11 protein-coding genes and 2 pseudogenes are annotated in these 12418 nt (G+C 73.9%); 7 read left to right on the forward strand and 6 right to left on the reverse strand.

The window, feature by feature from the left end:
• The first annotated feature begins 50 nt into the window (after nt 1-50).
• Nucleotides 51-1055, forward strand: coding sequence for a quinone oxidoreductase family protein (locus SRB17_RS10265; protein ID WP_153536982.1), 1005 nt, complete (start codon nt 51-53; stop codon nt 1053-1055).
• Nucleotides 1056-1115: 60 nt separating this feature from the next.
• Here SRB17_RS10265 and SRB17_RS10270 read toward each other — a convergent pair whose 3' ends face one another.
• On the reverse strand, nt 1116-1610 hold the full coding sequence (locus SRB17_RS10270) for an FBP domain-containing protein (protein ID WP_153536983.1): 495 nt from the start codon (nt 1608-1610) through the stop codon (nt 1116-1118).
• Between the two features lie 104 nt (nt 1611-1714).
• On the opposite strand from SRB17_RS10270, the gene SRB17_RS10275 reads away from it, so the two are divergent.
• Nucleotides 1715-2650, forward strand: a complete 936-nt coding sequence (locus SRB17_RS10275; protein ID WP_153536985.1) for a DUF3626 domain-containing protein — start codon at nt 1715-1717, stop codon at nt 2648-2650.
• A gap of 417 nt (nt 2651-3067) precedes the next feature.
• Here the strand turns inward: SRB17_RS10275 and SRB17_RS10280 are convergent, their stop codons facing one another.
• A complete protein-coding gene (locus SRB17_RS10280) occupies nt 3068-3709 on the reverse strand; it encodes a PAS domain-containing protein (protein ID WP_153536987.1) in 642 nt (213 codons plus the stop codon).
• Between the two features lie 247 nt (nt 3710-3956).
• Here SRB17_RS10280 and SRB17_RS10285 point away from each other — a divergent pair, with 247 nt between their 5' ends.
• Together SRB17_RS10285 and SRB17_RS10290 are read left to right on the forward strand one after the other, a co-directional pair.
• The gene (locus SRB17_RS10285) at nt 3957-7133 is read left to right on the forward strand and encodes a cytochrome P450 (protein ID WP_153536989.1); all 3177 of its coding nucleotides are present in this window, start codon (nt 3957-3959) and stop codon (nt 7131-7133) included.
• Nucleotides 7134-7303: 170 nt separating this feature from the next.
• A complete protein-coding gene (locus tag SRB17_RS10290) occupies nt 7304-8593 on the forward strand; it encodes an ROK family transcriptional regulator (RefSeq protein WP_153536991.1) in 1290 nt (429 codons plus the stop codon).
• A gap of 71 nt (nt 8594-8664) precedes the next feature.
• On the opposite strand, the gene SRB17_RS10295 is transcribed toward SRB17_RS10290, so the two are convergent.
• The 4 genes and pseudogenes from SRB17_RS10295 to SRB17_RS10310 all read right to left on the reverse strand — a co-directional run bounded on the left by SRB17_RS10295 (nt 8665) and on the right by SRB17_RS10310 (nt 11469).
• On the reverse strand, nt 8665-8850 hold the full coding sequence (locus tag SRB17_RS10295; RefSeq protein WP_153536994.1) for a hypothetical protein: 186 nt from the start codon (nt 8848-8850) through the stop codon (nt 8665-8667).
• Between the two features lie 33 nt (nt 8851-8883).
• Nucleotides 8884-9915 carry an SDR family oxidoreductase gene (locus SRB17_RS10300; RefSeq protein ID WP_323375253.1) on the reverse strand — a complete coding sequence of 344 codons (1032 nt, stop codon included), beginning with the start codon at nt 9913-9915 and terminating at the stop codon, nt 8884-8886.
• Nucleotides 9916-10302: 387 nt separating this feature from the next.
• Nucleotides 10303-10404: pseudogene (locus SRB17_RS46075) on the reverse strand (HAD family hydrolase); the annotation flags it as partial.
• Between the two features lie 21 nt (nt 10405-10425).
• Nucleotides 10426-11469 (reverse strand): PHP domain-containing protein, encoded by a 1044-nt coding sequence (locus SRB17_RS10310; protein ID WP_153536998.1) that lies wholly within the window; start codon nt 11467-11469, stop codon nt 10426-10428.
• Between the two features lie 105 nt (nt 11470-11574).
• Here SRB17_RS10310 and SRB17_RS10315 point away from each other — a divergent pair.
• The 3 genes and pseudogenes from SRB17_RS10315 to SRB17_RS10325 all read left to right on the forward strand — a co-directional run.
• Nucleotides 11575-11820: pseudogene (locus SRB17_RS10315) on the forward strand (SDR family NAD(P)-dependent oxidoreductase); the annotation flags it as partial.
• A gap of 46 nt (nt 11821-11866) precedes the next feature.
• Complete coding sequence (locus tag SRB17_RS10320; protein WP_194293962.1) at nt 11867-12175, forward strand: hypothetical protein; 309 nt, start codon at nt 11867-11869, stop codon at nt 12173-12175.
• Entirely contained in the window at nt 12172-12417 is a 246-nt protein-coding gene (locus tag SRB17_RS10325) for a hypothetical protein (protein ID WP_153538170.1), read from the forward strand. Before SRB17_RS10320 ends, SRB17_RS10325 begins: the two co-directional genes overlap by 4 nt.
• Nucleotide 12418: the final 1 nt, after the last annotated feature.

The raw sequence follows: 12418 nt of genomic DNA on the forward strand, positions 1-12418 counted from the left end.
CAACTGGTGTCCGTGGGTGGACACGGGGCTGCGACCAGGGTGGGTGTGTCATGCGTGCGGTGCGGATCGAGGAGTTCGGCGGGCCCGAGGTGCTGGTGCCGGTGGAGGTGCCGGACCCGGTGCCCGGTCCGGGGCAGGTGCTCGTGCGGATCGCGGCGGCGGGCGTGAACCGGGCGGACGCGCTGCTGCGCGCCGGTGCCTACCACCGGGCGGGCCGGCCCCCGCTGATCCCGGGTGCGGAGGCGGCAGGCACCGTCGCGGCCGTGGGGGAGGGGGTGGGCGGACTGCGGGACGGGCAGCGGGTGATGGCCCTCGACGGCGGCGAATCGCCCGGCTACTACGCCGAGTTGGCCGTGGTGAACGCCCGGCAGGTGGTCCCGCTGCCCGACGGGGTCGGCCTGACCGAGGCGGCCACCCTGCCCGTCGCCTGGCTCTCCGCCTGGTACTGCCTGCGCCGCCTGGCCCGGGTCGCCAAGGGGGAGACGGTCGTGGTCAAGGCCGCGGCCAGCGGTGTCGGCACCGCCGCCGTCCAGATCGCCGCCCGGGCCGGCGCCCGCGTCATCGCCCTCGCCGGGTCGGCCGAGAAGGCCGCCTGGGCCGGGGAGTTCGGGGCCTCCGAGGTCGTGGACACCTCGCGGTACGCCGACGAGGGGGAAGGTGAGGGGGAGGTCGAGGAGGTGCTGCGGCTGACCGGCGGGCGCGGCGCCGACGTCGTCCTCGACACCGTCGGCGGCCGGGCCCTCGGACGGAGCCTGCGCGAGACCGCGCACGGCGGCAGGGTGGTCTCCCTCGCCAACGTGGCCCTGGAGCCGAGCACTCTCGACACCCGCGACTTCTACCCGAAGAACATCGCGATCCTCGGCTTCCAGCTCACCAACCGCCAGATCCACGGCTACGACCCGCGACCCGACCTGCGCGAACTCGCCGAGCGCGTGGCCGCGGGCGACTACCGGGTGCCGGTCGAGACCGTGCTGCCGCTCGAGCGGGCGCGGGCCGCGCACGAGCGGCTGGAGAGCCGGGACAACCGGGGCAAGATCGTGCTGAGCGTGGGGTGAACAAGCCGGCCAGGCGTATGGTTCGTCGGCGTCGTCAGGCGATGAGCCCGTCGATGACCGTCAGACGTACAGCTTGTCGATGAACGCGGACAGATTGCCCGTCGTACGGGCGATCTGCTCCTCCAGTGTCAGGCTCTCCTCGAACCGGGTGCCGGACTCCGGCACCTTCCGGCCCCGGACATACAGCGAGCACGCCAGATCGGTGCACATGTACAGGCCGACCGAGTTGCCCTCACGGCCCGCCGTCCCGGCCTTGCGTGCCGTCATCAGCGTCACCCCGCCGCCGGGATGTGTGGTCAGACACACCGAGCACATGCTGCGGTGCAGAAACCCGCGCTGCGAGGCCTGGAAGCGCAGGGCGACACCGATGAGCCGGCCGCCCCGCTCCGTGACCAGATAGCTGCGGTCGGGCGCCCCCGGATCCCGCCAGCCGAGGAAGTCAAGGTCGTTCCATGGGCGTTCGGCGAGGTCCCGGGGCACCGCCAGCCGTTTGGCCTCCCCCTTGGAGCAGTTGATAAAGCAGTTGCGGATGTCCTGCTCGGTGAGCGATCTCATGGGGGGGAGTCCTTCTGGATTCGTCGCTGTGAACCTGGTGGGTCCATAAACCTAATGGGTCTAGGTTCACGACCAGCCTAGGTAGCCAAGGGGAGGGTGGGCCAATGGATTTCCGGGAGGTGCTGCCGCCGCGCGCCCGACGGGCGCTGGACCATGTCGCCGCCGGGCTGAGCGGCCCACCGCTCGACCCCGGCCTGCGCATCACCCTCAACTTCCATCCCGATCGGGTCTCCGCCGGACGGCCGATCCTCGCGGCACTGGCCCGGGACGGCGCGTACCACTCGCAGTTCGTCACCGGCACCAGCAACGGCGGCCTCACCGCCCACCCGGGAGGCGACCGGACGCGCTGGGAGAGCCGCATCTTCGGCGGCGCGTACGACGACGCGGCCCCGGCCGAGCGCCCGCTGTACGGCGGGTTGAACTTCCGGCGCCAGGTCGTCGGCGCCGCCCCGCGCTTCGGATCCTCGCATCTCAGACTCGCCGGAGCGGTCTTGGAGCGGGCCACCTTCTGCTACCCGGACAGCGCGGCCGAACCCACCGACTTCGGTGTGGCCCCGGCGATGCCGCTGATCGCGCTCGCGGACGCGGACGAGCAGGACCCCCTCAACGACTACATCGAGAGCCATGTGCACGCCGGTGTGCTGCTCGCCCGGGACGTGGAGGCGCTCGTGCTCGACGCGAGCTACCGCGGCACCGCGGTGGAGACGGCGGCCCGGCACCTGCCCTTCCCCCTGGAGTGGCATCCCGGCTACCGGCTCACCGTCACCGCACTGCGCCGCCACGCCGGCTACCGGGGGCCGGAGTACGCCGACCTCGGCGCGCAGATCGCCGGGCGCGGCCTGCTGACCCCGCGCATCATCGGCGACGCGGCCCGCACGGGCCGGTACGTGCTCCAGGACCTGAAGATGGTCTGGCACATCCTGGCCCGCTTCGGCGCCCCGGAGGGCGCGGGCACGGCGTACCGTGCCACGGCCACGGCCTGCGGCACGGCCGCTTCCGGGTCGGGATCCTCGGCCACGGTGTCTTCCGGCCCGGCGTAGACGACCCCGCGGCCCGGCATGGGCGGCCGGACGGCCCCGACCTCCACCGGCACTGTCGGCCGCGGTGGTCATCTTCCGGTGTCGCCCGCCGGGCGGTGGCAGTGCTTCCGGCGGTTCGGCCGGCTCCGGCGCGGGCGCACCGGAATGTCCTTCTGCGGGACCACCGGCTCCGGTACGGCTCGGGCGCCCGGGCCGGTGCCGGCTTGGGTGCACGGGTACGTCTTCTCTCGGCCTCGCCGGCTCCGGTGCGGCTTCCGGCGGCTCGGCCGGTTCCGCGTCGGCGCAGTAGCTGGACCCCAGTAGTCCTCGCTCAGCCGCGCCGCCCCGGTTCGGCCTCCGACCGCTCGGCCCGCTTCGGCACGGGCCCTCCGGTGTGCCCCTTCCGGCCCCGGTCGCCGCTGAGCAGGATGCTCTGCTCTACCCCCGCTCCGCCGTCCTCGCCTCCGGTGGCCACACCCCAGGCGTCAGGACGCCCAACGCGTAGGCGCGCGCGACCAGTTCGGTGCGATTGGCGGCGTTCCAGCGGGCCGACAGGCGGCGGAGGTGGTAGGTGACGCCGTCCTTGCTGAGGCCCAGCTCGCGGGCGGCGCCGGCCGTGGTGGCACCCCGGGCCAGCAGGACCAGCACCCGGCCCTCCACCGGGGTGACCCGCGCCGGCTCCGGCTCGGGCGGCGCGCACTCGCCCCGCACCCGCAGCATCACCAGCAGGGCCGGTGTCTCGTCCACGCGGTCGCTGACCGGGTCCGCCGTCAGCTCCCCGAACCGCTCGGCCCCGCCCGGCACCCGCCAGCGCACCGACACCTGGTAGCGCGAGCGGTGCCGCAGCCGCAGCGCCTGCGCGATCCGCTCCACCTGTGTGGCCTCCTGCGGGCGGAACAGGTCCAGTACGTCCCGTCCGCGCAGCCGCCCCGGTGTCGTACCGCACTCCGCCGCCATCGCGGGATTGGCCAGCACCACCTGGCCGTACACATCGCACACGGCGACCGGCACCGACACCCGGTCGAAGAGCATCAGGGCCCGGTTGCGCCACACGACCCCGTCGGCCCGCCCCAGGTCCATGCCCACCTCCCGAAGTTCCGTGCCACCCCCACATACAAGACGAAGACCCTGGTCAGCGGCAAACCGTGCGGCCCCCGACCGCGCCGTGCCGGGCCGTGTGCCGCGGTCCGCGCAAGGCCCGCGACCGAGATTTGACTGCGCGATCGTGTAGTGCCGTGGCGCGGGGGCGTCCCGACGGTCGATGAGGCTGGAGCGCAGTACCCGTTACCGCCAGTACTCCGTTACCGCGAAAGGCAGTTGTCGCGCCATGCCCCCCACCGCCCTGCACCCCGCCCCGGCCGGTATCCTGCCCGGCGTCCCCGTCGTCGACATCACCGCCACCGGTCCCGGGCGTACCCCCCTGCAGCAGGTCATGGACCTGATGCGCACCCACGGCCCGGTGCTCGTGCGCCGGCTGCACGGCCGGGACGCGATGTTCGTCGCCGACGCCGATCTGGTCGCGGACCTCGCCGACGAGCAGCGGTTCGCCAAGCACATCGGGCCCGCGCTGGAGAACGTGCGGTCCTTCGCCGCCGACGGCCTGTTCACGGCGTACAACGACGAGCCCAACTGGGCGAAGGCGCACGACATCCTGATGCCCGCCTTCGCGCTCGGCTCGATGCGCACCTACCACCCGGTGATGGTCAGGGTGGCCCGGCGGCTCATCGACTCCTGGGACCGCGCGGCCCGACAGGGGCGGCCGGTCGACGTGCCGGACGACATGACGCGGATGACCCTCGACACCATCGGGCTGGCCGGGTTCGACTACGACTTCGGCTCGTTCGAACGCGACGAGCCGCACCCCTTCGTGGAGTCGATGGTCCGCTGCCTGGAGTGGAGCATGACCCGCCTCGCCCGCACCCCCGGCCAGGACCACTCGGCGGCCGACGCGGCCTTCCGGGCGGACGCCGACCACCTCGCCGGGGTCGTGGACGAGGTCATCGCCTCCCGCACCGGTACCGACCAGAGCGGCGCCGAGGACCTGCTCGGGCTGATGCTCAGCGCGCCGCACCCCGCCGACGGCACCACCCTGGACACCGCCAACATCCGCAACCAGGTCATCACCTTCCTCATCGCCGGCCACGAGACGACCTCCGGCGCGATGTCCTTCGCCCTGTACTACCTCGCCAAGCACCCCGCCGTGCTGCGGCTGGTGCAGCGCGAGGCCGACGCGCTGTGGGGCAGCGCGGCCGACCCGGAGCCGTCGTACGACGACATCGGCCGGCTCACCTACACCCGCCAGGTTCTCAACGAGGCGCTGCGGCTGTGGCCGACGGCCGCCGCCTTCAGCCGGCACGCGCGCGAGGACACCCTGCTCGGCGGCCGGATCCCGCTCGCGGCCGGGCAGGCCGTCACCGTGCTCACCCCGATGCTGCACCGGCAGCCCGTGTGGGGCGACAACCCGGAGCTGTTCGACCCCGAGCGGTTCACCGCCGAGGCGGAGGCGGCCCGCCCCGTGCACGCCTTCAAACCCTTCGGCACCGGGGAACGCGCCTGCATCGGGCGGCAGTTCGCGCTGCACGAGGCGACCATGCTGCTCGCCATGCTGGTGCACCGGTACCGGCTGCACGACCACGCCGACTACCGGCTCACCGTGAAGGAGACCCTCACCCTCAAGCCCGAGGGCTTCACCCTCACGCTGACCCCGCGCACCTCCGCCGACCGAGTCCACGCCCCGCTGCCGGGAGGCAGCCCCGCGCAGACCGACGAGGGCCCGGCCCCGGACACGCTCCCCACCCGGGTCCGCCCCGGCACCGGCGTCCTCTTCCTGCACGGCAGCAACTACGGCACCTGCCGCGCCTTCGCCGCCCAGCTCGCCGACGAGGCGGCCGCCGTCGGCTGCGCCACGGAGGTCGCCGCGCTGGACGCGTACGCGGACGCACTGCCCACCGACCGGACCGTCGTCATCACCGCCGCCTCCTACAACGGCCGGCCCACCGACGACGCCACGGCCTTCACCGCATGGCTCGACGGCACCCCCGACCTGACCGGGGTGACCTACGCCGTCCTCGGCGTCGGCGACCGCAACTGGGCCGCCACCTACCAGCAGGTTCCCACCCGCATCGACGCCCGCCTCGCCGAACTGGGCGCCACCCGCCTGACCGACCGGGCCGCCGCCGACGCCTCCGGCGATCTGAGCGGCACCGTACGGGAGTTCACGGCCCGGCTGCGCACCGCCCTGCTGACGGAGTGCGGCGATCCCGGCGCCGGTGCCCCGACGGCGGAGCCCACGGCCGCGTACGAGGTCCGCACGCTGACCGGCGGCCCGCTGTACGCCCTCGCCGCCCGGCACGAGCTGGTCCCGATGACCGTCACCGAGGCGTACGACCTCACCGCGCCGGAACACCCGCGCACCAAGCGGTTCCTGCGCGTCGCGCTGCCCGAGGGCGTCACCTACCGCACCGCCGACCACCTTACCGTGCTGCCCGCGAACGCCCCCGACCTGGTGGACCGTGCCGTCACCGCGTTCGGCTTCGACCCCGATGCCGTCCTGGACATCCGGGCCACGCACCGGCGCCGCGACCGACTGGCCGTGGACCGTCCGCTGACCGTACGGCAACTCCTCACGCACCACGTGGAGTTGCAGGAGCGGCCGACGGCCCGGCAACGGGCCCTGCTCGCCGAGGCCAACCCCTGCCCGCCCGAGCGTGCCGCCCTCGCCGCCCTGACCGGCGACGACCCGCGCACTCTGATGGAGCTGGCCGAGGACCACCCCGCCCTGCGCGGCGCCCTCGACTGGCCGCTCCTGCTCGATCTGCTGACCCCGCTGCGGCCGCGCCACTACTCCGTGTCCTCCTCGCCGGCCGTCGATGCGGGTCACGTGGACCTCATGGTCTCCGTCCTCGACGCCCCCGCCCGCTCGGGCAAGGGCCGCTACCGAGGCACCGGCTCCGGCCACCTCGCGTCCCTCCGGCCCGGCGACACCGTGTTCGCCCGCGTCCAGCCCTGCCGCGCGGCCTTCCGGATTCACGGCTCCGCACCGGTCGTGATGATCGCCGCCGGCACCGGACTCGCGCCGTTCCGCGGCGCCGTCGCCGACCGCGTCGCGGCCCGTGCGGCGGGCGCCGAACTCCCGCCCGCGCTCCTGTACTTCGGCTGCGACGCCCCCGACGCCGACTTCCTGCACGCCGGTGAGCTGCGGGATGCGGAGGTGTCCGGCGCGATCTCGCTGCGACCGGCCTTCAGCGCGGCCCCCGAGAACGGCGCGGTGTTCGTCCAGCACCGCGTCGCCGCCGAGGCCGACGAGGTCTGGGAGCTGCTGGAGTCCGGTGCGCGGGTGTACGTGTGCGGGGACGGTGCGAGGATGGCACCGGGCGTCCGGGAGGCGTTCCGCGCGCTGTACCGGGAGCGGACGCCGGGCGGCGACGACGCGGCGGCCGGGCGGTGGCTCGACGGGCTGGTGGCCGAGGGGCGTTACGTGGAGGACGTGTACGCGGCGGGGTGAGCCGGGGGCAGGGGCCGCGCCCCGAATGGGGCGCGGAGCTGTGCCGGTATGCGGCGCCCGCGGAGCGCTCCGCTTAGCTCAGATCGTGAACTAAGGGTTGGGAGAATCTCGCGTTCCGCCCGTCCGAAGGGGTATGTTGCAGGTCGGGCAGGGTTCGTGAAGGGAGCGGCATGGCGGGGCGTAACGGGCGCACGGTGCGCGACCTCAGGCGGGGCAACCGCACGGCGGTGCTGCAGAAGCTCTACTTCGACGGCCCCCTCAGCCGTTTCGAGCTCGGCCCTGCCACCGGCCTGAGCTCGGGCTCGGTCAGCAACGTGGTCGCCGACCTGATCGCGGACGGTCTGGTCGAGGAGGCCGGCAGCGTCGACTCCGACGGCGGCCGGCCCCGTACCCTGCTGCGCGTCGCTCCGGACAGCGGACAGATGATCGGCGTCGACGTCGGCGAGACCCGGGTCCGCGTCGAGCTGTTCGACCTGGCCCTGACCGAACTCGCCCGCACCGAACACCCGTTGGCCCCGCAGAACTACGACGCCGAGGTGATCGCCGGTCACATCCGGGATGGCATCGCCGAGGTCCTGGGCGCCGAACGGGCCGTGCCCGAGCGGCTGCTCGGGGTCGGCGTCGGCGTCCCCGGCATAGTCGAACACACCCCGGAGCAGGGTGCCGTCGTCCACGGGCAGACCATCGGCTGGGACGCCGTCCCGCTGGAGCGGCTGCTCCGCTCGGCCTCTCGACTCCCCGAAGAGATCCCGTACTTCATCGACAACGGCGCCAAGACGCTGGGCCAGGCCGAGATGTGGTTCGGAGCGGGACGTGGCGCCCGCAACGCCGTGGTCGTGCTGTTCGGCTCCGGCGTCGGTGCCTGCGTGGTCACACCCGAGGTGGAGCACGGGCGGGCGGTGGAGTGGGGGCATCTGACCGTGCGGGTGCGAGGACGCCGCTGCCGCTGTGGTGCGCCCGGCTGCCTGGAGGCCTACGCGGGCGCCGAGTCGCTGCTGGCCCGCTGGCGGGAGGAGGGCGGACGGCCGCCCGAGGGCACCGACGAGGAGACCGCGCTCACCGCGATGCTCGCCGCCGCGTACCCGGCCGACGGCGCGGAGCCCGATCCGGTCGCGCTGGCCGTGCTGGAGGAGACCGCCGAGTACCTCGGGGCCGGCCTGTCCGACCTGATCAACCTCTTCCAGCCCGAGCGGATCCTCATCGGCGGGTGGGCCGGACTCCAGCTGGGCGCCCGCTTCCTGCCGGCCGTACGGCGGCACGCGACGACGTACGCGCTGCGTCATCCGGCCGACAAGGTCACCATCGACCTCGGCCGGCTGGGTCCGGACGCGGTCACCGTCGGCGCGGCGATCCTGCCGCTGGCCGACTTCTTCACCAGCGGCGGCCGCCGCCCGGAACCGGTCACCGAGGACCGCCTGCCGGCGTGGCGAGCCGCGCTGCGACAGAGGGCGCCGCGGTAGCAACAGGGCGGGGAAGGAACCGCGAACAGTCACGACGGCGCCGCGGACGGCCGCCCGCCGCGCAGCGCTGCTCAGGCCGGCGGTTCGTCCGCGTCGGGCGCGTCCTCCGCCGGCGCCACGTCCTGCTCGCGCGGCTCACGCGGCTTGCGCGGCCTGACCTCCCACGGGTCGTCGCCGGTGCCCGCCTGCTGGTCGGGCATGTCCCTCGGCACCGGGCCCGTGTCGCGCTCCGGCTCCGGTTCTCGCTGTGCGGCCATGGTGTTCTCCCCTCGGCCCGGGCGGGCGGCGGGTCAGCCGACCTTGCGCCCGCGCATCGGCTCGGTGTCCATCCCCGAGCCCTTCTGCAGTCCGTCGAGGAACTCCTGCAGCACCTCGGTCGCCGTGCGCCGCGGCTGCCAGCCCAGCTCGGTGCGCGCCCGGCCGCAGTCCATCAGCGGCAGCCGCAGCACGGCGTCGAACAGGTGCGGCGAGGCCGGCAGCAGATGCAGCCCCCAGGCCGCGGCGATCGCCGACCGGGCCGCCGTACGCGGCAGCCGTACCGGGCGGCTGCCCAGCAGTTCGGCGAGCACGCCGGTGTCGAGCGGCGGGTCCGCGGCGAGGTTGAAGGCGCCCCGCGCGCCGTCCGGGTGCACCGCGAGCCGGTAGGCCTCGGCGGCGTCGTCCGTGTGCAGCGCCTGCACCCTGAGCCCCGGGACGTGCGGCAGGAACGGAAGCAGCTCCGGCCGCACCAGCGGACCCGGCAGGAAACGCCCGCCGAAGATCCGCCGCTGCTCGCTCGCCGACTGCCACTTGAACAGGAACGCCGGGCGCATCCGCACCACCCGCACCTCGGGATGGTCCCGCTCGAACACGTCCAGCGTGCGCTCCAGATAGGCCTTCTCCCGGCAGTAGGCGGCGTCCGGCCAGCCGTGGGTCGGCCAGGACTCGTCCACAGCGTGGTCCTTCGGGCCGGGCGAGTACGCGCCCACGGACGAGGCGTGCACCAGCACCGGCACCCGCGCCGCGGAGACCGCCTCGAACACCCGGATGCCGCCGAGCACATTGGTCCGCCAGGTGACCGCCGGATCGTGCGTCGGCTGGAACGCCCAGGCCAGGTGGATCACCGCGTCGGCGCCCTCGAAACGCTCGGCGAGGTGCGGCTGTTCGGAGGCGAGGTCGACCGCGGACCACTCGGTCTTCGGCGGCGACCAGGCCGGCGTGCGCCGGGCCAGACCGCGCACCGACTTGACCTCCGGGTCCTCCGCGAGCAACCGCACCACGCTCGTGCCCACATTGCCGGTGGCACCCGTGACGACGACCCTGATGCCCGCTGCGCTGCTCACCTTCGGCTCCTCTCGGCCCACGCTCCGGCGGACCGGCCGGGTACCCGGGCCCGGGCGCGCGCACACCAGGCCCCACCCCGGCCCACCCCACCCCGGTCGGCCGATGAAGACGAAAGGGCCCCGGCCGTGACGGGGGATTCACGACCGGGGCGTCTGGTGGTGGGCACGGATGGCGGTCGCCTCTCGGCGACAGGCTCCACAGGGCTTCAGCCGAACGATCGTCCCTGTGGGCAGAAGGTGAGGCCCGGGGACACTGTCCCATCCGTACCCACCGATGGTTCTACGGACAACGACCCCGTGCTGTTCCGGCCGGTCATGTGACCTGCGCCACTTCCCATGATGCTCAGCCCAACGGGCTCCCGTCCAGCCTTTCGAGCAGGCCGGCGGGGCCCGCGTAGACGGCACCCCGGCCGGCTCCAGGGAGTGCTCCACGGGTTCCGAGGCCGGCTTGCCCTCCTGCACGTCCTCCGAGCTCGCTGTCTCCGCGATCCGGAGACCACACCGGCCGGATCAGGAACCCGCCGCGCGCGCCGGAAGCCGGCCCTCCCGGGTCCAGGCCAGCAGCTCGTCGGCGGACCAGGTGGTCACCACCCGTTCGGCGGGCACCCCGCACTCCTCGGCCCGGGCGCAGCCGAGGATCTGCCAGTCCAGCTGGCCGGGCGCGTGCGCGTCGGTGTCGACGGAGAACAGCACGCCCGCGTCCACGGCACGGCGCAGCAGTCGGCGGGGCGGGTCCAGCCGCTCGGGGCGGCTGTTGATCTCCACGGCCGTACCGGACTCGGCGCAGGCCGCGAACACCGCGTCCGGATCGAACTCCGACTCCGGCCGCCCCCGGCCCGTCACCAGCCGCCCCGTGCAGTGCCCGAGCACATCGGCGCGCGGATTGCGTACGGCGGCCACCATCCGGCGGGTCATCGAGCGGGCGTCCATCCGCAGCTTGGAATGCACCGACACCACGACCACGTCCAGCCGCTCCAGCAGCTCCGGCTCCTGGTCCAGCGAGCCGTCCTCGAGGATGTCGCACTCGATGCCGGTGAGCAGCCGGAACGGTGCCCATCGCCCGTTCAGCTCCGCCACCACCGTCAACTGCTCACGCAACCGCTCCGGCGACAGGCCGCGGGCCACGGTCAGCCGGGGGGAGTGGTCGGTGAGAGCGGTCCACTCGTGCCCGAGCCCGGCTGCCGCCCGCCCCATCTCCTCGATCGGACTGCCCCCGTCGGACCAGTCCGAATGCGTGTGACAGTCCCCGCGCATCAGCGCCCGCAGCTCCGCGCCGGCGCCCTCCGCCCCGACCGACACCCCGGCCTCCTCCTCCAGCTTGCGCAGATAACCGGGCACCTCCCCGGCCAGCGCCTCCCGGACAACCTGCGCCGTTTTCGGCCCGACCCCCTTCAGCGCCTCCAAGGTCCCGGCCGCGGCCCGCTCGGCCACCTCGTCCGCGGGCAGGGCGGCCAGCGTCCGGGAGGCGGTACGGAAGGCCTTGACCCGGTAGGTGGGCGCGAGCGCCCGCTCCAGCAGAAAGGCGATCCGGTCAAGAGCGGCGACGGGATCCATGCAACCCAGAGTGCCCGAGGCGCCCTGAAGGGGCGCGGGGAACCGCGCGATCAGCCACGAGCCACCCGCAGACCGCGACGGTCCGCGGGTGGCCACGCGGACGAACCCGTCCTGTGCGGGCAGCACGCGGCCCGGCACATGATCCGGCAGGGCGACGGCGGCAGAATCGTCAACGTCACCTCCGTCCACGAACACAGGCCCCGGGGCGGCGCGGCGCCGTACTGCGCGGCCAAGGGCGGGCTCGGGCTGCTCACCCAGGTCATGGCGCTGGAGCTCGCCGAGCAGGGCATCGCCGTGAACGCGGTCGCGCCGGGCGAGATCGCCACGCCGACGACCGGTCAGGAGGACACCGCCGGCTCCCACCTGACCGGCGACGAATGGCGCCGACGCCGAGGCCATGCGCCTGCGGACCGGTTTCTGCGACGGTCCCGGCAACCGCCGCGTCCGCCGCGGCCGGGGCCTGCGCCACGCCGACACCACCGGCCGGCCCCTCACCGCGGTCGCCGTGACCGCCGAGAGCGGCCGGGCGAGCCGCGCGGCCCGGCACCGGCGGATCACCCGTGCCGTCCGCGAGGTCAGCCACCACCTGGGCAACACCCCGGCGGCGTGCCGGTCCTCCTCCGTCGGGGCGGCCGTACTCGATCATCTGGACGGCGTCGGCGGACGACTCGTCGGCGCGCGAAGCGTTCTAGGCTCTATTGCATGACCGAACAAGCAGCTCCTCACATCTCCCATCCACGGATCATGGTGCTCGGAGTGTGCCCGGGCAAGCCCGGCGAGCGGCCCTTCCGGATCATGGAGATCGACGGTCAGGTGATCGGTCAGGCCAGGACCGTCACCGACGTACTGGAGACCGCCGCCTCGTACGGCATCACCATCCACGACCTGGACGACCCCGACGTGGTCCGCTGGGTCGGCGGGGACAAGTACACCTGGACGCTGCACTGAG

This window comes from Streptomyces sp. RB17, assembly GCF_009604455.1.
Taxonomy (GTDB): Bacteria; Actinomycetota; Actinomycetes; order Streptomycetales; family Streptomycetaceae; genus Streptomyces.